The organism is Sorangium sp. So ce321 (genome assembly GCF_051530195.1).
In the GTDB taxonomy this organism is placed as follows: domain Bacteria; phylum Myxococcota_A; class Polyangia; order Polyangiales; family Polyangiaceae; genus Sorangium.
In genome coordinates, this window is the sequence record NZ_CP150329.1 from 12358581 (window position 1) to 12381596 (window position 23016).

General features: G+C 74.2%; 17 protein-coding genes. 10 read left to right on the forward strand and 7 right to left on the reverse strand.

The genetic code is table 11. From position 1 onward, the window contains the following. Positions 1-2 precede the first annotated feature (2 nt). The 6 genes from WME89_RS45845 (at position 3) to WME89_RS45870 (ending at position 8201) form a co-directional block, all read left to right on the forward strand. Positions 3-1160, forward strand: coding sequence for a CAP domain-containing protein (locus tag WME89_RS45845; protein ID WP_438005859.1), 1158 nt, complete (start codon positions 3-5; stop codon positions 1158-1160). Between the two features lie 302 nt (positions 1161-1462). Further along, positions 1463-3925, forward strand: a complete 2463-nt coding sequence (locus tag WME89_RS45850) for an Hsp70 family protein (protein ID WP_438005860.1) — start codon at positions 1463-1465, stop codon at positions 3923-3925. Next, positions 3922-4308: a hypothetical protein gene (locus WME89_RS45855; RefSeq protein ID WP_437657581.1), complete on the forward strand. Its 387-nt coding sequence runs from the start codon at positions 3922-3924 to the stop codon at positions 4306-4308. Before WME89_RS45850 ends, WME89_RS45855 begins: the two co-directional genes overlap by 4 nt. After that, entirely contained in the window at positions 4305-5855 is a 1551-nt protein-coding gene (locus WME89_RS45860) for a hypothetical protein (protein WP_438005861.1), read from the forward strand. The genes WME89_RS45855 and WME89_RS45860 overlap by 4 nt, the downstream gene beginning before the upstream one ends. 61 nt (positions 5856-5916) lie before the next feature. Next, complete coding sequence (locus tag WME89_RS45865; RefSeq protein WP_438005862.1) at positions 5917-6690, forward strand: ABC transporter ATP-binding protein; 774 nt, start codon at positions 5917-5919, stop codon at positions 6688-6690. Further along, positions 6687-8201 carry a glycine betaine ABC transporter substrate-binding protein gene (locus WME89_RS45870; RefSeq protein ID WP_438005863.1) on the forward strand — a complete coding sequence of 505 codons (1515 nt, stop codon included), beginning with the start codon at positions 6687-6689 and terminating at the stop codon, positions 8199-8201. Before WME89_RS45865 ends, WME89_RS45870 begins: the two co-directional genes overlap by 4 nt. 24 nt (positions 8202-8225) lie before the next feature. Here WME89_RS45870 and WME89_RS45875 read toward each other — a convergent pair whose 3' ends face one another. Together WME89_RS45875 and WME89_RS45880 are read right to left on the reverse strand one after the other, a co-directional pair. Beyond that, a complete protein-coding gene (locus WME89_RS45875) occupies positions 8226-9329 on the reverse strand; it encodes a cation diffusion facilitator family transporter (protein ID WP_438005864.1) in 1104 nt (367 codons plus the stop codon). Beyond that, entirely contained in the window at positions 9326-10558 is a 1233-nt protein-coding gene (locus WME89_RS45880; protein ID WP_438005865.1) for an acetyl-CoA C-acetyltransferase, read from the reverse strand. The genes WME89_RS45875 and WME89_RS45880 overlap by 4 nt, the downstream gene beginning before the upstream one ends. Positions 10559-10680: 122 nt before the next feature. Between WME89_RS45880 and orn the strand changes: the two genes are divergently transcribed. Continuing rightward, positions 10681-11244 (forward strand): oligoribonuclease, encoded by a 564-nt coding sequence (gene orn / locus WME89_RS45885; RefSeq protein WP_438005866.1) that lies wholly within the window; start codon positions 10681-10683, stop codon positions 11242-11244. 441 nt (positions 11245-11685) lie between these two features. Here orn and WME89_RS45890 read toward each other — a convergent pair whose 3' ends face one another. The 3 genes from WME89_RS45890 to WME89_RS45900 form a co-directional block, all read right to left on the reverse strand. After that, a complete protein-coding gene (locus tag WME89_RS45890; RefSeq protein WP_438005867.1) occupies positions 11686-12960 on the reverse strand; it encodes a serine/threonine protein kinase in 1275 nt (424 codons plus the stop codon). A 277-nt stretch (positions 12961-13237) separates the two neighbouring features. Further along, a complete protein-coding gene (locus WME89_RS45895) occupies positions 13238-13693 on the reverse strand; it encodes a helix-turn-helix domain-containing protein (RefSeq protein WP_438005868.1) in 456 nt (151 codons plus the stop codon). A 201-nt stretch (positions 13694-13894) separates the two neighbouring features. After that, positions 13895-15769, reverse strand: coding sequence for an ABC transporter ATP-binding protein (locus WME89_RS45900; protein ID WP_438005869.1), 1875 nt, complete (start codon positions 15767-15769; stop codon positions 13895-13897). 216 nt (positions 15770-15985) lie between these two features. Between WME89_RS45900 and WME89_RS45905 the strand changes: the two genes are divergently transcribed. Continuing rightward, positions 15986-16363 (forward strand): hypothetical protein, encoded by a 378-nt coding sequence (locus WME89_RS45905; protein ID WP_437621159.1) that lies wholly within the window; start codon positions 15986-15988, stop codon positions 16361-16363. A 452-nt stretch (positions 16364-16815) separates the two neighbouring features. Continuing rightward, positions 16816-17325, forward strand: a complete 510-nt coding sequence (locus WME89_RS45910; RefSeq protein WP_437621160.1) for a hypothetical protein — start codon at positions 16816-16818, stop codon at positions 17323-17325. A 90-nt stretch (positions 17326-17415) separates the two neighbouring features. Here the strand turns inward: WME89_RS45910 and WME89_RS45915 are convergent, their stop codons facing one another. Together WME89_RS45915 and argS are read right to left on the reverse strand one after the other, a co-directional pair. Continuing rightward, positions 17416-18657, reverse strand: a complete 1242-nt coding sequence (locus WME89_RS45915) for a choice-of-anchor L domain-containing protein (protein ID WP_438005870.1) — start codon at positions 18655-18657, stop codon at positions 17416-17418. Positions 18658-18871: 214 nt separating this feature from the next. Beyond that, positions 18872-20605 carry an arginine--tRNA ligase gene (gene argS, locus WME89_RS45920; RefSeq protein ID WP_438005871.1) on the reverse strand — a complete coding sequence of 578 codons (1734 nt, stop codon included), beginning with the start codon at positions 20603-20605 and terminating at the stop codon, positions 18872-18874. A gap of 118 nt (positions 20606-20723) precedes the next feature. On the opposite strand from argS, the gene WME89_RS45925 reads away from it, so the two are divergent. After that, positions 20724-22862, forward strand: a complete 2139-nt coding sequence (locus tag WME89_RS45925; protein WP_438005872.1) for a protein kinase domain-containing protein — start codon at positions 20724-20726, stop codon at positions 22860-22862. The last annotated feature ends 154 nt before the right edge of the window (positions 22863-23016 follow it).

Here is a 23016-nt window from a genome sequence, read left to right on the forward strand (position 1 = left end):
GAATGCGGTCGTGGTGGGCCACTGGGGCATCTGGCGCGGCGCTCACCCTCGCCGGGGCGGCAGCAGCGGAGCCGCCGGCGCTCACGTGGGAGGCCACCACGCGATCGCCGCAGCCGGCCGCGGCGGTCGCGCCGGAGGTCGCCGCGCTCGGGGCGCACTGCGGGAGCGCGGACGCGGCGCTCGCCGCCGTCGCCCGGCGCAACGTCGAGCGGCAGCTCCAGGGAGGGGAGATCATGCCTCCCGACGAGCTCGCCTTCACCCTGCGCGCCGCGGGCGCGCCGCACGCCTGGCCGCGGGGCTGGTCCATCTCCGGCCGGGGGCTCGGGCCGACGGAGATCGGGGCACGGCTCGACGGGTGGGTGTCGGGATGGCCCACCCTCGGGGTGCGGCGGTGTGGGGTGGCCCAGGCGAAGAAGCCGGACGGGACGGTGATCGTGGCCGCGGTCGGGGTGGACGCGCTCGCGGACATGTCGCCGCTGCCGACGACCGCGCGGGTGGGGCAGTGGGTGACCCTCGAGGGGACGATGCGGGTCCCCGCGAGCGCGGCGAAGGTGGTGCTGCTGGGGCCGCGGGGCGCGCCCAAGACGGTGGTGAGCTCGCTGTCGGGCGCGCGGCTCCGCTCGAGCTTCGCGGTCGACCAGCCGGGGAGCTGGCTGGTGCAGGTGCTGGCCACTGTGTCGACCGGGCCGAGGCCCGTGCTGGAGGCGATGATCTTCGCGGGGAGCGCGCCGCCGGGACGGTACGTCCGCGCGACGGCGCCGGGGGAGGAGGCCGCCAAGGGGGCGAAGGACGACGAGGACGCGATGCTGCGGATGATGAACGCCGCGCGGGCGTCGGAGGACGTGCCGGCGCTCGCGCGCGACGCGGCGCTCAGCGCGCTGGCGCGGGCGCACTCCGAGGAGATGATCAAGGCGAAGATGGTGGGGCACGACGTGGGCTCGGGCGACCCGGCGGTGCGCCTCAAGGCGGTCGGCTACAAGGCCACGATCGCGGGGGAGAACGTGGCCAGCTCGAGCACGACCGAGGGCGCGCACCGCGCGATCTGGGCGAGCCCGTCGCACCGGGGCAACCTGCTCGACCGGCGCTACGGCAGGGCCGGCGTGGCGGTGGTGCGCGACCCGAGCGGGCGGGTCTGGGTGACGCAGCTGTTCGCGGGGTGATCGCGGACGACGGGCGGCAGGCGCCGCCGATACGCTCGCCGGAGCCGCTCGAGCTCGGCCATCGCCTCCGCGAGCCGGCGCTCGGCGTCCTCACGGGCGCGGGCGGTCCTCCCCAACGGGCGCAGGCGCGTCCTCCCCACGGACGCAGGCGTCCTCCTCCTCGCGGGCGCAATTCGAGCTCCTGCGCACACCCTCGGCGAGCAGGCGCCCGGGGCCTCACGATCGGCCGCTGTTCGCGGCCGCCGGGCCTTCTGTGGGCTCGTCCGGGCGGCCGCCGTTCCGCGCGTGTATTCTTCCACGCGATGGCTGCACGCCCGCTTTACGTCGGCATCGACCTCGGCACCACCAACTCGACCGCGGCCGCCTTTGACGGCGAGAAGGTCACCCTTGTCAGGAACTCCCAGGGCGCGACGCTCACCCCGAGCGTGGTGCGGATCGACGCGCGCGGGACGATCACGGTCGGCGCGCGCGCGCGCCGGTTCCTCGAGAGCGATCCGCAGAACACCCGCGCGGAGTTCAAGCGGCTGATGGGGACAGCCCAGCCGATCGAGTTCGCGGCGGCGAAGGTGACGAAGAAGCCCGAGGAGCTCGCCGCCGAGGTGCTCCGCTCGCTGCGCGCCGACGTGGCCGAGCACCTCGGGGCCCTGCCGGCCGCCGCGGTGATCTCCGTGCCCGCGCTCTTCGAGCTGCCCCAGAGCTCGGCGACCTCGGAGGCGGCGCGGCGCGCCGGCTTCGAGCGCGTCGAGCTGATCCAGGAGCCGGTGGCCTCGGCGCTCGCGGCCGGCTGGACGGCCGAGGAGTCCACGGGCAGCTGGCTCGTCTACGACCTCGGCGGCGGGACCTTCGACGTGTCGCTGCTCGAGACGCGTGACGGGCTGCTCCGCGTCGTCGGGCACGACGGCGACAACTTCCTCGGCGGGCGCGACTTCGACTGGGCCATCGTCGACTGGGCGCTCGCCGAGATCGCGCGCGCCCAGGGCGTCACCGTGAGCCGCGCCGACCCGCGGCACGCCGCCGCGCTCCGCAAGCTCAAGCTCGCCGTCGAGGACATCAAGATCGAGCTCACCCGCGCCGAGGAAGCGGCGCTCGCGCTCCCCGCCGCGTTCGAGGTGGACGGCAAGCCGGTCGACGTCGACCTGGTCCTGCAGAGGTCGACGCTCGAGGCGCTCTGCGCGCCGATCATCGACCGCTCGATCGAGGTCTGCCGCCGGCTGCTCACCGCGCACGGCCTCGACGCGTCGCAGCTCGCGCGCGTCGTGCTGGTCGGCGGCCCGACGGTGATGCCGGCGCTCCGGGCGCGCGTGCGGGACGCGCTCGGCGTCCCGTTCGGCGAGGGGCTCGATCCGATGACCCTCGTCGCGCAAGGGGCCGCGATCTACGCGGCCACGGCCGGCCTCGACGCGCGGGCCTCCTCGAGCGCGCGGTCCAAGGAGGAGGGCCGCCGGCTCTGGCTCCAGTATCCGGCCATGTCGAGCGACCTCACGCCGCACGTCGTGGGCCGCGTCGTGGAGGGGCCAGGGGCCGCGCCCGAGCGGATCCGGCTCGCGCGGGAAGGCGACGGCTGGACGAGCGCCGACGCCCCGCTCGACGCCGAAGGGGCGTTCGTGGTCACCGTGGACCTGCTCCCGCGGCGGCCGAACGTCTTCCGCGTCGAGGCGACCTCGGCCGGCGGCGCGAGGGTGCCGGTGCACCCGCAGGCGATCACCATCGTCCAGGGGCTCACGATCAGCGATCCGCCGCTGTCGCGCACGATCGGGGTCGCGCTCGCGGACAACACCGTGCGGGTCTACTTCGAGCGCGGCGCGCCGCTGCCGGCCCGGCGGACGTTCGTGCACCACAGCGTGGAGAGCGTCCCGAAGGGGTCGAGCGCGTGCGTGCTCAAGATCCCGATCGTGCAGGGCGAGCTCGACGTCGCCCACCTCTGCCGCGTGGTCGGCACGCTCGAGATCGACGGGAGCGGGCTCACCGCGACCCTGCCCGCGGGCTCGGCCATCGAGCTCACGCTGGAGCTCGACCGGGGCGGGCACCTCTCGGCGCGCGCGCTGATCCCGTCGCAGGCGCTCGTGTTCGAGCGCGTCGCGCATCTCCTCGTCCCCGAGGCGGCGCCCGAGGTGCTCGACGCCTCGCTCGCCGCCATGCGCGAGCGGCTCACCTCGGTGCGCGAGAGCGCCCTGCGCAGGAACGCGCCGCACGCGCTCGGCAAGGTCACCTACGTCGAGTGCGCGCTCGTCGAGGTGGAGCGCGACGTGGCCGCGGCGCGCGGCGGCGACGCCGACGCCGGGCAGAAGGCGCGGCGCGCGCTGCTCGAGCTCGACGTCCTGCTCGAGCAGGCCGAGGCCGACAAGCGCTGGCCAGAGCTCGAGGCCGAGGCGCAGGCCGCCGTCGCGAACGCGTCGGTGTGGATCTCGCAGCTCGGCTCGGCCACCGAGAAGGCGCTCCTCGAGGAGGCCGCGCAGGGGGTGGCGCGGGCGCGCGCCGAGAAGAACCAGCTCGAGCTGCAGCGGCAGCTCCGCCTCGTCCGCAACCTGAGCAGCGCGGCGTTCCAGCGGCACCCGAAGGCGTGGGCGTGGATGTTCGAGGAGGCCGCCTCCGAGGCGCACCAGGCCTCGGATCTGGTCCGCGCGCAGAAGCTCGTGCGCGACGGGCGCAGCGCGGCGGAGCGCGGCGACACGACGGCGCTCAGGGCGATCACCGAGGAGATCTGGCGCCTCCTGCCGGTCGACGCGCAGAAGCGCAGGCTCGGCCACGAGTCGGGGGTGCGGTGATGGACGGCGCGCTCGGCCGCATCCGCGATAACCCCTTCTACGTGCTCGGCCTGCGCCCGAGCGCGAGCCGCGCGGAGGTCGAGCGCGAGGGGCAGAAGCTGCTCGGGATGCTCGAGCTCAAGCTCGCGAGCGCCGCGACCTACGCGACGCCGGTCGGCCCCGGGGTCCGCACGGCCGACAAGGTGCGCCAGGCCATGGCGGCCCTGCGGGACCCGGAGCGGCGGCTCGCGCACGAGGTCTGGGCGCGGCTCGACCCGAGACCCCCGCCGAAGGACGAGCTCGACGACGACCTCGGCGAGCTCCCGGCGCCGGAGCCGCCCGGAGAGGATCCGCGCGCGCCGTGGCCGGAGGCGCTGTCGGCGCTCGGCTGGAGGTCGCGATGAACTGGGGCGTCCTCCTCGTCCTCGCGATCGTCGTGCGGACGATCTGCGAGGTGGCCGCGCGGAGGGCCTCGCCCGGGGCGCCGCCGCGCCCGAGCTTGCTCGGCGCGGGCACCTGGCGCGTCGCGGCGGCGATCGTCATCGCTCCGATGACGATCGTCCTCGTGTTCGGCCTCGCCGCAGGTCAGCTCTGGTGCGCGCTGCTGCTCGCGCCGCTCGTGCTCCTCGTCGCGCCCTGCCGCCTCGCTCGCCACGCGCTCGTTCCGCTGGGGTTGCCGCGGGCCGCCTACTACGTCGCGCTGCTCTCGAACTGGACCTGGCGCGCCGACCGGCACGGCGGCGCGGCGCTCGCGGCCGCGTGGGCGCTCTGCCGGGCGCGGAGGCCGGACCCCGCGGCGGAGGCGTGGATCAGCGAGCGGCTCGAGCGCGGTGGCGGCGAGCGCGGTGGGGTGGCTCCCGCGCCGGACGCGGCGCTCCAGGTGCCGCTCCGCGGCGCGGGCGTCGCCGCCGGCGCCATGCTCGCGGCGTACCGCGGCGACGTGGAGGGCGCGCGGGCGCTCTTCGAGAGCGTCGCCGGCATGGACGAGCGCGCTTGCCCGCGCGAAGCCCGCCGCATCGCCGCGGGCTGGCTCGCCGCCGAGGCAGCCTCGCGCGGCGACTGGAAGGCCGTGCTCGAGCGCGCGCGGGAAGGTGGCGGCCGCGAGCTCTCGCTGCTCGGCGCCGTCGCCGCGCGGCTGCTCGGCGAGGTGCCCGCGCCGGGCGCGGTCGAGCTCTGGCTCCGCTGGCTCGCCGCGCCCCGCCGGCGCGCCACGCTCCCGCTCGTGCGCCGCGCCCTGGCCGCGGGCGACGGCGCGCCGCGCCCGGAGCCGGATGAGCCCGAGCCGTGCGCCGCGAAGATCGCCGAGGGCGACCTGTGGAGCCGCGCGGTGCTGCTCCACGCGACGCTGCTGCTCCGGCCCCGCGGCAGGGTCTCGGGCGACGATCTCAGGCGGCTGGGCGGCGCGTGGGACGCGGCGCTCGACGACGAGCGCGCGCAGGCCGAGCTCCGCGAGCGGGCGCTGTCGCTCGGCGCCTCGGGCGCGCAGGCGGCGCTCGGCCCGCTCGCGCGCGCGGTCGAGGAGGACCTCGCGGCGACGCTGCGCGCGGCGCGCGTGCCGCTCGCGGAGTGGGACGACCTCGGCGCGACGATCGGCCGCACGCGCCGGCGCCTCCGGGACGAGCTCCTTTCCGAGGTGGAGCTCGCGTGCGACGCCCTCCGCCGCCGCGTCGACGAGAAGCGCGAGCTCCCGGCGCTCGCGGAGTGGCGCGAGTGGACGTCGCTCCGCGCGCAGTACGAGGCCGCGGCGGAGCTCGTGGGCACGGAGTTCCGCCGCCTCGCGTTCCCCAAGTTCCACTCCGACGTGTGCCACGCCGCCGTCTGGCTGTTCAACACGCGCAAGGAGCGGGCGATCGCGAACGCGATGTTCCGGTGGCTCCTCGCCGAGGCCGAGGCACTCGACGACGCGCGCCTCGCGGGGCTCCAGCGCGGCAACGTCGGGTGCGGGGTGTGATGGAGGGCGCCGCCGTACCCGCGCCGCGGGCGGCGCCCTGCGGCGCGTCCGGGGAGCCCTCATGATCGAGCTCGACAAGGTCACGAAGCGCTACGCCGACGCTGTCGCGGTCGACGCTGTCTCGCTGCGCGTCGAGGAAGGCGAGCTCCTCGTCCTGCTCGGCGGGTCGGGCTCGGGCAAGACGACCACGCTCAAGATGGTGAACCGCCTCATCGAGCCGACGTCGGGCGCCATCCGGATCGGCGGGCAGGACATCACCGGCGAGCCGCCGCACGCGCTGCGCCGGCGCATCGGCTATGTGTTCCAGCGGCTCGGCCTGTTCCCGCACCTCACCGTGGCGGAGAACATCGGCGTCACGCCGTCGCTGCTCGGCTGGGACGCGGCGCGCATCCGCGCGCGCGTCGACGCGCTCCTCGAGCTCTGCGAGCTCGACCCGGCGGCGGTGCGCGATCGCCGCCCCGCGGAGCTCTCGGGCGGGCAGCAGCAGCGGGTCGGCGTGGCGCGCGCGCTCGCCGCCGAGCCCAGGGTGATGCTCCTCGACGAGCCGTTCGGGGCGCTCGATCCGCTGACGCGCGACCGGCTCCAGCAGTCGTTCCTCTCGATCCGGCGCCGGCTCGGGCTGACAGCGATCTTCGTGACCCACGACATGGTCGAGGCCCTGCTGCTCGGCGACCGCATCGCGGTGATGCAGGGCGGCCGGCTCGCGCAGGTCGGGACGCCGCGGGAGCTCATGACCGCGCCCGCGGACGAGTACGTGGCGCAGCTCATCGGGACGCCCAGGCGGCAGGCGGGGCTCATCGACGCGCTGCTCGCCGGGGGGGCGAGCGCGCCGTGAACGAGCAGCTCGCCCTGCTCCCCGGGCGCCTCCTCGCGCACCTCGAGCTCACGCTCGTCGCGCTCCTCATCGGGACGGGCATCAGCGTGCCGCTCGGCGTCCTCGTCTCCCGCGTGCGCCGGCTCGAGCAGCCGGTGCTCGCCGCCGCGGGCGTCATCCAGACCATCCCCAGCCTGGCGCTGCTCGCGTTCATGGTGCCCGCGCTCGCCGCGGTCGGCGCCGCGAGCATCGGCTACGTGCCGGCGCTCCTCGGGCTCGTGCTCTACAGCGTGCTCCCGGTCCTCAGGAACACGGTGGTCGGCATCTCCACCGTCGACCCGGCCCTGATCGAGGCGGCCGAGGGCGTCGGCATGACGCCGGGCCAGCGGCTCCGGCGCGTGGAGCTGCCGCTCGCCATGCCCGTGATCGTCGCCGGCGTCAGGACGGCGACCGTGTGGACGGTGGGGACCGCGACGCTCTCGACCCCCATCGGCGCGGAGAGCCTCGGCAACTACATCTTCAGCGGGCTGCAGACGCGCAACACGACGGCCGTGCTCGTCGGGTGCGCGGCGGCGGCGGCGCTGGCGCTCGTCCTCGACGGCACGGTGAGGGCGCTGGAGATCGGGCTCCGCCAGCGCCGCCGGGGCCTCGTGGCGGCGGCGATCGGCGCGTTCGCCCTGCTCTACGCGGTCGCCGCGGCGGGCTTCGCGCGGGAGGCGCTCGGGGGCGGCGCGCGGAAGATCGCCATCGGCTCCAAGACGTTCACCGAGCAGTACATCCTGAGCCGCATCCTCGCGGGGAAGATCCAGCGGGACACGGGGCTGCCGACCGAGGCGGTGGAGTCGCTGGGGTCGACGGTGGCGTTCGACGCGCTGAGGACGGGCCAGATCGACGCGTACGTGGACTACTCCGGGACGCTCTGGGCGACGGTGATGAAGCGGAGCGACCTGCCGGCCGACCGGGGCGAGGTGCTCCGGGGGGTGACGCAGTACCTGCTCGAGGAGCACGGGATCGTGGTCGCCGCCGCGCTGGGCTTCGAGAACACCTACGCGCTCGCGCTGCGGCGCGAGCTCGCGGAGCGGCTCGGCGCGCGCACCATCAGCGATCTCGTGCCCTCGGCGCGCTCGCTGTCGATCGGAGGAGACTACGAGTTCTTCCAGCGCGCCGAGTGGAAGACGGTCGAGCAGCGGTACGGGATCGCGTTCGCGAGGCAGCGCAGCATGGACCCGTCGCTCATGTACGAGGCCGTGAGGGCGGGCGAGGTGGACGTCATCAGCGCGTTCTCGACGGACGGGAGGATCGTGTCGTTCGATCTGCGCGTGCTCGAGGACGACCGGCGGGCGATACCGCCCTACGACGCCGTCGTCCTCGCCAGCGCGCGGCTCGCGCGGGAGCACCCGGAGGTGATCGAGGCGCTGCGGGGGCTCGAGGGCAAGATCGGCGCGGAGCGGATGCGGGAGCTCAACGTCGCCGTCGACGAGCGCGGGGAGTCCCCCGCCGAGGCGGCGGAGGCGCTGCTGCGAGAGCTCTGACGGGCCGGCCGGGCCGCCGCCCGGCTACGCGCCGCCCCTGTCGCTCGCGGGCCCCTCCCCGCGCGGCGCCCGGGCGCCCGGACGCCTGAGCGTCACGAGGTGCTCTTCCTGGAGCGGCTCCGGCTGGATCGTGCAGTGGGTCAGCGCGTGCTGCTCGCGCAGCCGGCGGCTCACGGCCGCGGCGACGTCCGTCCCGTGGTGCCCCTTCGCGAGCACCACGTGCACCGTGAGCACGTTGAAGCCGTCGGAGATCGACCAGACGTGCAGGTCGTGGAAGTCGACCACGCCGGGCACGCTCCGGATCGTGTCCTCGACGTCGACGAGGTCGATCTCGATCGGGCTGCCCTCCATCAGCACGCGGGACGTGTCGCGCACGAGCCGCCAGCCGCCCCAGAGCACGAGCCCGCCGATGGCCGCGCTGATCACCGGGTCGGCCCGCGTCCAGCCGAAGGCGAGGATGAGCACGCCCGCCGCCATGGCGCCCACCGAGCCGAGCGCGTCCGACAGCACGTGCGCCAGCGCGGCCCGCGTGTTGATGTTGTGCCCGCGCTCGCCGGTCGAGAGCAGCAGCGCCGAGGCCACGTTCACGAGCAGCCCCAGCGCCGCGGTGATCGCCAGCGCCTCGGCGTGCACCGCCTGCGGCTCGTGCCAACGGCGGGCCGCCTCGATGAAGATCCAGATCGCCGTCAGCGCCAGCGCGATGCCGTTGGCGAACGCCGCGAGCACCTCGGCGCGCCGGAAGCCGTACGTCCGCGCGCGCGTCCGCGCCTGCGCCGCGATGCGCTGCGCGATGATCGCGAGCCCGAGCGCCGCGGCGTCCGCGAGCATGTGGCCCGCGTCGGCGAGCAGCGCGAGGCTCTTCGACCACCACCCGACCGCCGCCTCGACGAGCAGGAACGACGCGGTGAGCGCGAAGGCCGCGATCAGCCGGCGGAGCGGCGCGCGCCGGTGGTCGTGGTCGTGATGCCCTGGGTCGCCGTGGTCGTGACCGTGTTCGTGATCGTGGTCATGACCGTGGTGGCCGTGATCGTGCCGCTCGCCGTGCCGAGCGCCGTGCCCGCGCGGGTGCTCATGAGCGGAGCTCTCAGGCTCGTCGGGCACCCCCATCACGGCGCCGGCGCGGCTCACACCCGCTCGACGATGGTCGCCACGCCCATCCCTCCGCCGATGCACAGCGTGATCAGCGCGGTCGCCTTGTCGGCGCGCTCGAGCTCGTCGAGCGCCGTGCCGATCAGGCAGGCCCCGGTCGCGCCGAGCGGGTGCCCGAGGGCGATCGCCCCGCCGTTCACGTTGACGCGGTCGAGATCGATGTCGAGCTTGCGCGCGGTCTGCAGCGGCACCGCCGCGAACGCCTCGTTGATCTCCCAGAGATCGATGTCGCGCGCCTGCATCCCCGCCTTCTTGAGCGCCCGCTCCGACGCGGGCGCCGGGGCCGTCAGCATGATCACCGGCTCCGCCCCGATCGTCGCCGCGGCGCGGATCTTCGCCCGCGGCTTGAGCCCGTGCGCCTTCACGTAGTCGCCCGACGCGAGCAGCACCACCGCGGCCCCGTCCACGATGCCGCTCGAGTTGCCCGCGGTGTGGACGTGCTGGATCGCCTTCACCTGCGGGTACCGCACGAGCGCCAGCTCGTCGACCGTCTCGCCGGCGGGGCCCATCGGGGTCGTTCCGAGGCCGGTGAACGCCGGCTCGAGCTTCGCGAGGGCTTCCATCGTCGCCCCGGCCCGCGGGTGCTCGTCCCTGTCGAGCAGCGGCTTGCCGTCGAGATCGACGACCGTGAACAGGCTCTTCGCGAAGCGCCCCTCGCGCGCGGCCCGCTCGGCCTTCTGCTGGCTCGCCAGGGCGAAGCGGTCGACGTCCTCGCGCGAGAAGCCCTCGATCGTCGCGATGAGGTCCGCCGAGATGCCCTGCGGCACCATCGCCAGCTTCTGGCGGAGCGCGAGGTTGTTCCCGTCGAGGGGCGCGCCGTCCGAGCCCATCGGCACGCGCGACATGCTCTCGACGCCCCCGCCGATGGCGAGCTCCTGCTGGCCCGACATGACCCCCATCGCCGCGAAATTGACCGCCTGCGCGCCCGAGCCGCAGAAGCGGTTGACGGTCACGCCGGTCACGACGTCCGGCCAGTCCGCCGCGAGGATCGCGGTGCGCGCGATGCACGCCCCCTGCTCGCTGGCCTGGGTCACGCACCCGACGACCACGTCCTCCACGTCCTCTTTGCGGATCCCGGTCTTCTCGGCGAGGCGGTTGAGCGTCTGCGCGAGGAGCTCCTGGGGGTGCACGCCCGAGAGGGCTCCCTTGCCTGCCTTGCCGCGCCCGCGCGGCGTGCGAACGGCATCCACGATGAAAACGTCACGCATGACAGCCTCCCGACCCCTGGTGTCCGGCCCGTCCTTAGCACACGACCCGTTCCCGGGGCAGCCTGCTCGCGGGCAGGTCCAGGTGGACCCGAGCCACCGCGGATCGGCTATGCTCGCCGCCGATGACGGACCGGTCGCAGCGGATGGTGTGGGTCGATCTGGAGATGACGGGGCTCGACGAGAGCACGTGCGCGATCGTGGAGATCGCGACCATCGTCACGGAGCCGGATCTGACCGTCGTCGCGGAGGGGCCGTGCCTCGTCATCCATCAGCCGGAGGAGGTGCTCGCTGGGATGAGCGACTTCGTCCGCGATCTCCACGCCCGGTCGGGTCTCCTCGCGCGCATCCGCGCCTCCACGCTCTCCGTCGGCGACGCGGAGTCCGAGACGCGCGCGTTCCTGGAGGCGCACTGCGACGAGGGCATGGCCGTGCTGTGCGGCAACTCCGTGTGGAAGGACCGTGCCTTCCTGCAGCGCTACATGCCGGATCTCCTCTCCTTCCTGCATTACCGCATCGTGGATGTCTCCACGCTCAAGGAGCTCGTCCGCCGCTGGTACCCGGGGCGCTCCGCGCCGAAGAAGCGCGAGATCCACCGCGCGCTCGACGACATCCGCGAGTCGATCGAGGAGCTCCGGTGGTACCGCGCGAACGTGTTCCAGCCGCTGCCGGGCAACGAGCTCCGCTGAGCGGGCACGCTGGCTGAGGGGGCACGGCGACGGGCGGCGCTGCCGCGTGCGTCGGCTCGCAGCCCAGCGCCCCCGCTCGCCTTGCCGCCGGGGGCTCTCGCCCGCGCGATCCATGACGGGGTTGAGCGGCGCGTCGGCGCGCCCAACCGGGGTGTCGCGCTCAACCACGGTCCGACCCTGCGCACACAGGCGGACGAGGGGAGCACGCCGAAGAGTGGAGAAAATGGTCGACGTCGCGAGAAATTAAGATCGATCGACGGAATGCTTTAGTAGGCTAGCCATGCGTCCAGGCCTCCGGCACGAGGCCTGCGATGCGGACGCCCCGGCGGCCCCAATCCGCCGGGGTGTCGTTTGCCACCCAGGTTGCGGCGGGCGCACCCAGGTTGCGGCCTGCGGCCCACGGACCCCGCCGCGAGATTGCGGGCGGCCTGCGAAGGTGCCTCAGAAGAGCTGGTCGCCGTACCAGCGCTGCCGGGCGCTTCCACCGGCCTCCACGGCCGGGGTCGTGGCCAGCGACGCCGGCGCCGGACGGGGCGCCGCCCGGGACCGCAGAACGGGCCTTTCGACAGCAGGATGCACCGTCTCGTGGACGCCCGGCTCGCACTGCACCGGTGGCGCCGCCTCGGTATTGTGATCCAGATTACTTACGTACACCGGAGGTTCGACGGGCGGCGGGGGCGGCGCCCCGCGCCGGGCGATGTAGGAGCTCAGCGGCACCGCGACCGCCGCGCTCGTCAGCGCGACGAGCAGCAACGCGCCCGCGGCCCTCAGGAAGAGGCCGTAGCGCCAGCGCTGAGCAGCGACCTGGACCACCGGGTGCCGCATGGCCTCGGGAGGGATGGTCCCGGTGGGCAGCGTGTTGCGCGACTCCGGCGCGGGCACGCTCCGCTCGGTGTCGGGCGGCGGCTCGTGCGGCGGCGGGGCGCCCCCCGCGAGCGCCGCCGAGCCGGCGAGGAGCAGCGGCCGCACGGCGGTCATGAGCTCCTGCACCGTCTGGAAGCGCGCGTCGGGATCCTTCGCGAGCGCCCGAGCCAGCGCCTCGTTCACCTGGGGCGGTACGCCCTCGAGCGGCGGGGGCACCTCGTCGAGCGCGCACACATCGAGATCGTCGCGCCCCTCGAACGGCCGTCGGCCCGCGAGGGCGCAGTACAGCAGCATCCCGAGCCCGTAGATGTCCGTTCGATGATCGATCACGCGCGCGTCGAACACCTCCGGCGCCCGGTAGCGCGCCGCGTCCGCCACGATGTCGGCCGGCGCCCCGAACAGCCGGTGCAGCCCGAACGCCCTGACGACAGCCGCCCCCTGGCCGGAGATCACCACCGTGTGCGGGCCGAGATCCCCGTGCGACAGCCCCAGGGCGTGCGCCGCGGTCAGCGTCCGCGCGACGTCGAGCGCGAGCTCGTACGCGACGGAGCGGAGCCGGGGCAAGAGCTCCTCCACCGAGGGATCATCGCTCGGCCGGGCAGCGAGCCAGCCGGCATTGCCCTCCATGCCGCCCCGGAGCACTGGCACGATGCCGTGCACCGCCGGAGACGGCGAAAGGAGCCGCTCGAGCTCACGGCGGAACGCGCCGGGGTCGAGCTCGATATCCTCCTGGACATAAAGTGTCACCTCGCGGCCGTCGGCATCCAGCGCGCGATAGGCCTCGGCCGGAGCGGGCAAGTCGAGGCTGGCGACGATGGTGTACCCCGCGAACTCCTGGCCCAGGATCACCATGGGCCCCCCGCCGCGAGCCCCACTCCGGACACAGCAGCTCCAGCCCCGGCGCGTGGAGACAAGAAGAAATGGCGATGCGCGGACGCGCGCTGCGATGTTGGATCAGCCCAGAAGATTCTGCTCACTGCGTCGGACCTCCGGCACGAGGTTCGAGTCCATGACACCCCCGGACACGGCTCGGGGAACATCGGTTGGCTGCGAGCGTAACAGACGTTCAAGGCCCGCGGAAGCCGTCGCCAGGGCGGACCTGGGTCACGGAGCGAGCGAGGCGTCGCGCTCACTTCCCGGAGCGACGGCTCGACGACGGGGGAGCTCGCCCCGAGACGGCGCGCTCCGGCGGGCGCGACCTGGGCGGTGCCGCCGGACGCGAGCGCTCGGGATCCTCGCTGGCCAGGGCGAGCATTGCTTGCTTCCTGGGTGAATCGTCAGGCTCCATGAGCAGGAAGAGGATCGCGTTCTGGAGGGTCTCCTGGGAACGGTCAAAGAGCTCTGCCACGACGGACGCGACCGGGCTGCGCCCGTCGCCGGGGAGCAGGAGGCGCGCGTCGCACTGGAGCCCCTGGGCGATCAGGCCGAGCGCGCCGAGCCCGAGATCCCGCTCGCCGCGCTCGACCTGCCGCAGGTACGTGGCCGAGAGCTGCGCCCGCTCGGCGAACTCCTGCATGCTGAGCCCGCGAAGCAGCCGGAGGATGCGGATCGCCTGGCCGACCTCCTTGGGGAGCGTGTCGCGCATGCGCCGAGCCTAGCAGGCAGAGCTCGCTCGAGCCGCCGCAGCAACGGCGTCGCGCGCATCACGCGGCTTCCGCCCGAGCCGGCGAGAGGAAGGGCAGCCCGGCGCCGGGCGCTCGTGCGGGCGCTCGTGCGGGCGCTCGTGCGGGCGCTCGTGCGGGCAACGAGGGTCCGCCGACAGCGCAGCGCGCTCGCGCCGGAGGCGCTACAGGTATCCTTCGGCCTGCAGCGCGAACATGCGGGCATAGCGCTGGCCGCGCGCGACGAGCTCGTCGTGGGTGCCCTCCTCGACGATGCGCCCGCCGTCGAGGACGAGGATGCGGTCGGCCATGCGCACGGTCGGGAAGCGGTGCGAGATGACGATCGTCGTGCGCCCCTTGGAGAGCGACCGGAACCGCTGGAAGACCGCGTGCTCGGCCTCGGCGTCGAGCGCCGCGGTCGGCTCGTCGAGCACGAGGATGTCGGCCTGCTCGCGCATGAAGGCGCGCGCGAGCGCGATCTTCTGCCACTGCCCGCCGCTCAGCTCGACGCCGTCCTTGAACCAGCGCCCGAGCTGCGCGTCGAGCCCCCCCGGCACCGCGGTCACGACCTCGTCCGCGCCGCCCTCGGAGACAGCGCGCCCGATGCGCGGCCCGTCCGCGAGGTGCTCGAGGCTGCCCAGCCCGACGTTCTCGCGCAACGTGAGCTGGTACTGGTTGAAATCCTGAAACACGACACCGATCCTCCGGCGCAGCGCGTCGAGATCCCAGGCGCGGAGATCCTTGCCGTCGAGCAGGATGCGCCCCTCGGTGGGCTCGTAGAGCCGCGTGAGCAGCTTGATGAACGTCGTCTTGCCCGCGCCGTTGTGCCCGACGAGCGCCAGGCTCTGTCCGCTCGGGATGTGGAGATCGATCCCCCGGAGCGCCCAGCGCGACTGGCCAGGATACCGGTAACCGACCCCCTCGAACCGCACGCCCCTGTCGCTCGCGCCGGAGCCCGAGAGCGCGGCAGACGCGCTGGGCGAGAGCGCTGTCGCGCTGCCGTCCGCGAGCGCGGCTGGCGCGCCGTCCGCGAGCGCGGCTGGCGCGCCGTCCGCGAGCGCGGCTGGCGCGCTGGTCGGGATGCTCAGGTACTGGAAGAGATTCGACATGTAGAGGTTGTGCTCGTACATGCCGCCGATGCCGGCGAGGACGGCCTGGAACGCCTGCTGGCCTTGCCGGAAGGCCGCTACATAAAGCACCATCGCGCCGAGCGAGAGGCGCCCCGCCGCGGCGCCGAGCGCCATGGCGCCATAACAGCCGTAGAACGCGGCCGTCCCGAGGAGCGACAGGCCGTAAGCCCACCCGGCGCGGCGGACCGCGAGGGCGCTGTCCTCCCGGTAAAACGACGCGGCGAGCGCCTTGTACCGCTCGAGGAACATCGGCCCGAGCCCGAAGAGCTTCACCTCCTTGGCGTGGCCGTCGTTGGCGAGCACATACTCGAGGTAATTGAGCCGGCGGGCCTCGGGAGATCGCCAGTTCCGGAGGCGGAACGCCGCGCCCGAGAAGCGCGCCTCCGCGACCGTGGCCGGGATCGCCGCGAGCAAGAGCGCGAGCACGGCGAAGGCGCTGAACCCCACGAGCATCGCGCCGTATCCGGCGAGCGTGATGAGGTTCTGCACGAGCGAGAAGCTCTCGGTCACCACGGACGCGGGGCGCGACGACGCCTCGCGGCGCGCGCGGGTGAGCTGGTCGTAGAACTCGGAGTCCTCGAAGTGCGCCAGATCGAGCGAGAGCGCCTTCTCGAGGATGAGCGCGTGGATGTCGATCGAGAGCCGCGCGCCGAGCAGCTGCCGCGTCAGCGCGAGGCCGCGCTGCGCGAGCGCGAGCGCGGCCACGAGGCCGAGCTCCACCGCGACCCACACGAGCGCGGCGCGCTGGTCGCGCGCGACCACCGCGTCCGTGATCGTCTTGCCCACGTACGCCACGCCGAGCGGCAGCACCGCCGCCACCAGCGTGAGCGCGCCGAGCGCGACGCTGGCCGCCCTCGACGAGCGCCAGACGAGCTTGAGCGTCCGCGGGGTGTAGGCGAAGCTGTCCCGCAGGCGGGAGAGGCCGAGCATGGGGGCGGAATCTAACCACGCCATCGCGCTCCGCCCGCGGACGCCCGGCGAGCGCGGCGGCCCGGGCGATCTCCCGCCGGGCGGGGCGGCGAGCGCGGCCCCGTGACGATGGCGCGCGTCCGGCCCACCGCGGCCCGGACGCGCGGCGCGGGCGGCCGCGGTGGCGGGGGGGCGCCGGCCGCGGTATCCCGGGGGCTCCGGACAAGGAGGCTCTGCATGTCGAGCATGTCGAATGTGACCATAGGCTACGGGGCGCTGCTCACGGCGCTCGGCGTCGGCGGCTTCGCGGCGACGAGCGCGCCGACCGCGCTCATCCCGGCCGGCTTCGGGGCCGTCGCGATCGGGCTCGGCCTGCTCGCGAGGCAGGAGAAGCACCGCATGCACGTCATGCACGCGTCGGCGCTGCTCGGCGTCGTCGGCTTCCTCGGCTCGATCCGCGGCCTGTCCAGGCTGCCGGCGCTGCTCTCCGGCGGCCACGTGGAGCGCCCCGCGGCCGTCATCGCCCAGTCCCTGATGGCCATCCTCTCGGCGGGCTACGTCGGCCTCTGCGTGCGCTCCTTCGTCGCGGCGCGCCGCGCCCCCGCCCGCCCCTGAGCGCGGCGCGCCCCCGCGGCGCGCGCCCCGGAGCGCCGCCTCGCCACCGAGCCAAGGCGCCCTCACAGCCCCCCTCTTCACCATCACCCTCCCGAGAGAGCGCGCCGAGTTGCCCTGTCGGCCGCGCGCGGCGCCGCGCGGCGCGCTCCTGTTGAATCCGTAGAGAACGGCCGGTGCCACGGGCCATCTCGCGTCGATGAGCTCCCCTCTCCTCTCGTCACTCTGCACCTCCGATCTCCGTGCGCCCGATCTCCAGCCGCGCGCTCTCCGCGCGTCCGAGCCAGACCTCCACGCCCGGGCGGATCTCGCCATGTCGATTATTTGGCAATCCGAGACAGCATTCCGGAATGCTATAAATCCGCGCGCAAACGGCCAGATCGGCGCCCTCGATGGCGTTGCTTGATGTACTGTCGACGTCAACAGGCCATCAACTACAAAGAAGAGCGAGCACCATGCTTCGACGCGTCATTGCATTGGGGCTGACGGCGCCTTTTTTCCTTTCGTGCGGGGAGGGCGGGGCCATCGTCATCTGGAGTTGCGACGAGTGCCCCGAGGGCTGGACCTGCACGGAGGACACGTGTGTCCCCCCGCACTGCAGCAATGGCATCACGGATGATCGCGAAGGGGAGACCGACACCGACTGCGGCGGTTCGTGCAGGCCTTGTCGCCTCGGCGGCTCGTGCGCGACGGGCATCGACTGCAAAGAGGGCGTATGTCGCCTGGGGGTTTGCCAGGCGCCGACGTGCGTGGACGGCGTGGCGAACGGCTTCGAGACCGGCGTCGACTGCGGCACCCGCTCGTGCCCGCTGTGCGCCGCCGGCGACGGGTGCCTCGCCGGGGAGAACTGCGCGTCCGGCGTGTGCAGGGAGCGTGTCTGCCAGGAGCCCTCGTGCGATGACGGCACCCTGAATGGAAGCGAGCTCGACGTCGATTGCGGAGGAGCGTGTCGGACCTGCAGGTAGGATGGCGAGCGCAGGGCGATCATCGGGCCTCCCGCCCGCCCCCCGGCGCGCGGGCGACGCGGGCGACGTCACGCGAGAGCGCCGCGCGGCTCAGCGGGGGTCGGCGGCGGGCGCGGTCTCCAGGCTCACGGTCCCGCCGGTGGCGATCCAGCGGAACCCGTCGATCAGCGCGGTGGAGTCGAAGCGATCATCCCCGGTGTCGAAGAGGATGAACCGGAGCGTGATCTCCTCTCCGCCCCGCACCGGCGCCCGGGTCTTCAGCCACCGGGTGCCGCCGTCGTGGCGCGGGCTGAACCCGGTCCCCACCAGCTCGTCCGAGCCGAGCGTACATCCGTCGCAGACATCGAAGAAGGCGATATTGACGCTGACCGGCCTGCCCTCCGCGTCGAACGAGAGATTGCCGTTGTACGACCCCGGCGGCGCCGGCGTGGCCAGCGCGACGAACTGATCGTTGAAGTCCTGGCAGACCCACTCCGGGTATTCATACGTGTAGAACTTGAAGAGGAACTCGTAGCCGGTCGCATTGCTCGGCGCGCGCAGGACGACCTCGAGGCCGATGTCGTCGTTGATGAAGTCGGAAGGAGGGCAGTCGGGGTTGTCCTGGGGGAAGCCGGGCGGCGCGGCGCCAGCGCCGTAGTTCGAGCAGCTCTCGGACCAGCAGGCGTCGAGGTGATCCGGCGGGCGGGCGCTCCCCGTCGAGAGCGCGAGCAGGCGCGCGCCGCCCTGCACGTGCACGTTCGGCCCGAAGCCGTCGAAGAGGCCGACCGCGGGCGACCGCTCCGCCGGCGAGCCGTCCCCGCGGACATACCTCGCGGACAGCACGCCCCACCGCCTTTCCTCGCGGGTCGCGACGGCGCACAGGTCGATCGCCCTCGCGCCGTTCGCCGGATCGAAATCCTCCAGCGAGAGCCCCTCGTCGCAGGGAGGCGCCACGTTGTCGATCGCGCCGTCGCAGTCCTCGTCCGCCGGCGCAGGCACCTGGCCGCTCGCGTCGGGCTCCGTCACCTCGACCTCGATCGCGCCGGGGTTCACATTGGCATCCGCATCGTTGCAGTCGCCGCCCGCGGGCGTGAACCCGTCGGCGTCGGTGTCCGCGTTCGGGTCGGCGACGGGGCCAGCGCCGCCGCCGCCCGGCCCGGGCGCGCCCGGCCCATCGAGACCGCCGGAGGGGTCGGCGACGTCCTCGCCGCCGGCCCCCGACGACGCCGCGCCCTGATCACCCGCGCCGCCCGGCGAGGGCGAGCCCCCCACCGCCGAGCACCCGAGCGCGGCGACGAGCGCCGCCACCGCCGCGACGCCGGCGCCGGGAAGAGAAAGCCGCAGTTCCATCATCCCTGCACTTTGCCACGACGACCGCGGCGGGCTCGCGCGCAACCCACGCGCGGCTCCCGGAAAACGCGCTCGCGCGCGATGGGCTCGCCTGCTGTCTCGGTCTGTGGCGTGCGTCGTGGAAGATGGGCTCGCCCGCTGTCTCGGTCCGCGGCGCCCCGTGGAAGATGGGCTCGTCTGCCTCGCCGGATCCACGGCGCGCGCGCTGGCGGCGCGGCTACATCCGCTCCGGCGCCTCGATCCCGAGCAGGCCGAGGCCCTTGGCCAGCACCTCCGCCGTGAGATCGCACAGCGCGAGCCGCGAGCGGCGCACCTCGTCGCTCTCGGCCTTGAGCACCGGACAGCGCTCGTAGAACGTCGTGAACGACCCGGCGAGCTCGAAGAGGTACCCGCAGAGCCGGTGCGGCTCGAGCGTGGCGGCCACGTCCTCGAGCACCGCGCCGAACCGGAGCAGCTCCAGCGCGAGCGCCCGCTCGGCCGGCTCGCCCAGCGCGATCCCGGCCCCGCGCGGCGAGCCCACGCCGCCCTTCCTGAAGATCGAGCGGATGCGGGCGTGCGCGTACATCAGGTAGGGCGCCGTGTTCCCCTCGAACGCCAGCATCCGATCCCAGTCGAACACGTAGTCCTTGATCCGGTCGCTCGAGAGATCGGCGTACTTCACCGCGCCCACGCCGACGGCCCGCGCGACAGCGCCGGCCGCCTCGGCGTCGAGCTCCGGGTTCTTCTCCCGCACCACCTTCGCCGCGCGCTCCACGGCCTCGTCGAGCAGGTCCGAGAGCTTCACCGTGTCGCCGCTCCTCGTCTTGAACATCTTCTTGTCGGCGCCGAGCACCGAGCCGAAGGCCACGTGCTCGGCCCGGGCCGGGGGCGCGAGCCAGCCCGCCTCCCGCGCCGCCGCGAAGACCATCGCGAAGTGCTGGCTCTGCGGCGCGCCGACCACGTAGATGAGCCGCTGCGCCCCGACGGTCGTGAGGCGGTGGCGGATCGCCGCGAGGTCGGTCGTAGGGTAGCCGTAGCCGCCGTCCTGCTTGCGCACGATGAGCGGCAGCGGCTCGCCGCCCTTGCCCGTGAAGCCGGCCGGGAAGACGCAGAGGGCGCCCTCGCTCTCGCGCGCCAGCCCCTTCGCGGTGAGCTCGGCGATGACGTCGGCCAGCATCGGGTTGTAGAAGCTCTCGCCCGCGAAATCGGCCTCGGTCAGGGTCACGCCGAGGCGGCGGTAGACCGACTCGAAGTAGCGCGTCGACTCGCGCACGAGCTGCCGCCAGAGCGCGAGCGTCTGCTCGTCGCCGCCCTGGAGCCGCACGACCCGCCGGCGAGAGCGCTCCGCGAACGCCGGGTCGCCGTCGAACTTGGCGCGCGCCTGCCTGTAGAACGCGTCGAGGTCGCCGACCGAGAGCTCGTCCGAGGCGGCGGCCTCGCCGAGATCGAGCATGTGCTCGATCAGCATGCCGAACGGCGTGCCCCAGTCGCCGAGGTGGTTCTGGCGGATCACGCGGTGGCCGAGCGCCTCGAGGACGCGCGCGAGGGCGTCGCCGATGATCGTGCTGCGCAGGTGGCCGACGTGCATCTCCTTCGCGGCGTTCGGGCCCGAGTAGTCGACGATGACCGTCTCGGGCTGCGCCGCGGGCGCGATGCCGAGCTGGCCGCTGCTCGCCGTCTCGGCCAGCTCGCCCATCAGGTAGGCGTCGTCGAGCGTGAGGTTCACGAACCCGGGGCCCGCGATCTCGACCTTGCGGCAGATCCCGCCGACCTCCAGCCGCGCGACGATCGCCGCGGCGACCTCGCGCGGCGGCTTGCCGAGGCGCTTGCCGAGCGCCATGGCGGCGTTCGCCTGGTAGTCCGCGTGGCTGGAGCGGCGCAGCGAGGGATCCGTGGCGGCGTGCTCGGCGCCGAACGCAGCGATGATCGCCGCCTGCAGAGCGCGGGAGAGGGCGTGGACGGGATCGGCCATGGCGCATCCTTGGCCCGGGCACGGGGCCAATTCAATAGGCAAGCCAGCGCGCCGCCGCCCCCGCGTCGCCGCCCCCTTTGACAAAAATCGGGCGAGGCCGGACAGTTCACGCCTTCCCGTGAGCGCCTCCCCGCCCCGTGCCCCCGGTGATCCGTCGCTCCACGCGAGCGATACGCCGAGCGATACGCCGAGCGATACGCCGAGCGCCGCGCCCGCGGAGAGCGCGGCCGCGCAGATGGTCGGGACGGTGATCTCGGACCGGTACCGGATCGTCGAGCTCGTCGCGACGGGCGGGATGGGCGCTGTCTACAAGGCCGAGCACCTGCTGCTGCGCAAGTGGCTGGCGGTGAAGATCCTCCTGCCCGCGGCGAAGGGCTCTCCGGAGCTCACGGCGCGCTTCGAGCGCGAGGCGATCGCGGGCGCGCACATCCAGCACCCGAACATCGCCTCGGCGACCGATTTCGGGACCCTCCCCGACGGCTCCCGGTTCCTCGTGCTGGAGCACGTCCGCGGCGCGACGCTCGATCGCATCATCAAGAAGGGCCCGGTGCCCGCCCCGCGCGCCGCCGAGATCGCGCGGCAGATCGCGGCGGCGCTCGCCGCGGCGCACGAGCGCGGCGTCATCCACCGCGATCTGAAGCCGCGCAACGTCATGGTCGAGCACGGCACCGACGCGGTGAAGCTCATCGATTTCGGCTTCGCGAAGGTGCCGCTGGAGCGCCTCTCCACGACGTACGCGCACGGCGGCGAGGAGCGGCCCGATCCCGTCCGGATCACGCTGAGCGGCATGGTCTTCGGCACGCTCGCGTACATGGCGCCGGAGGCGGCGCAGGGCATGGAGCACGTCGACGAGCGCTCCGATCTCTACGCCCTCGGGCTCATCCTCTACGAGATGCTCGCCGGGAAGCACCCGTTCGACTCGATCGTGCCCGTCGAGCTGTTCCGCGACCAGTGCAACACGGCGCCGCCGCCGCTCCGGCTCCGCGCCCCGGGCGTGGAGGTGCCGCGCGAGCTCGAGGCGCTCGTGATGCGGCTGCTGCGCAAGGACCCGGAGGCGCGCCACGCGAGCGCGCGCGCGCTGCTCGCCGCGCTCGACGCGGCCGTGCCGAGGTCCGAGGCGCTGGGGCTGCTCTCCTGGAAGGACCCGCTCTCGAGCGGGACGTCGTGGCCGGACGAGGCGATGCGCGCGCTGCAGCCGGCCGGGCCGCCAGCGCCACGGAGAGACGGCGCCGGCGCCGGCGACGCAGCGGCGGCCCGCGGCGACGAGGCCGGCGGCGGCGACGAGGCCGGCGCGCCGCACGCGGCCGGCGCGCCGCACGCGGCCAGGGACGCGCGCGGGGCGCCCGGGAAGGGTGCGCGCGGGGCGGCGGAGGGCCGGCCGCGGCGGGGCGCCCGGGGCTGGCTCCTCGGGGTGGCCGCGCTGGTCGCCGTGGGCGCGGCGGGCGCGGTGCTCCTCCGCCGCTTGCCCGCGAGCCGGCCGGCGCCGGCGGTCGCGGGCCAGGAGCTCCGGGAAGCGACCGCCTCGATGCAGGCGCCGGCCGCCGCAGCGCCAGCCGCCGCGGCGCCGGGCGCCCTCGGCGCGCCGCCGCGAGCGCCAGCGCCCTCCGCGGCGCCGGCCGCGAGCGCCTCGGCCCCCGGGCTCGCAGCTTCCGCGACGGCGCCAGCCGCGGACGTCGTCGCGGACGCCGGTCCGGGGCCGCTCGAGGGCGCGGGCCTGCCGGCCGAGCGGGTGCGCCTCGTGGAGTCGGTCCAGGCGAAGCGGTGGGACGACGCGGAGGGCGCGCTCTTCGCGCTGCTCGAGAGGGATCGCTCCGCCTTCGAGGACCGCGACGTGATGACGGCCGCGGCCGCCGTCGCGGTGAAGAGCTCGTACCGGCCCGACGGCCGCGCGGACCCGATCTTCGAGGCCCTGGAGAGCCGCCTCGGCCCCGAGGGCCTCGACATCGCCTACGAGATCGTGAGCGGCTATGGCGGCACGCAGGGCGGAAAGCGCGCGGCCGAGCTGCTCCGCCGGCCCGAGGTGCTGAAGCGCGCCAGCGTCCCGCTGCGCATCGCCGTGGAGCTGCGCGAGGCTCCCTGCCGGCGCAAGCACACGCTCTTCGAGCGCGCGGCGCTCGAGGGCGACGCGCGGGCGCTCGTGTTCCTCGAGATGCTCCGCTCGTCGCAGTGCCAGCCGCGCATCGGTCAGTGCTGCTTCCACCACCACGCGGGGCTCGAGCGCGCCGTGCGCACCCTGCGCGACCGGCTGCGCCACTGATCCGGCTGCGCCCGCGCGGCGCCCGAGGGGGACGCGCGGGCGAGACACAGACCCCCCCGATGGATGCCGAGATGGGCTACGCTCGCACCCCCGGTCCACCGCGCCTGGAAGGCCAGACCACGGAACGAACGGCGCGCCGGACGACGAACGACGA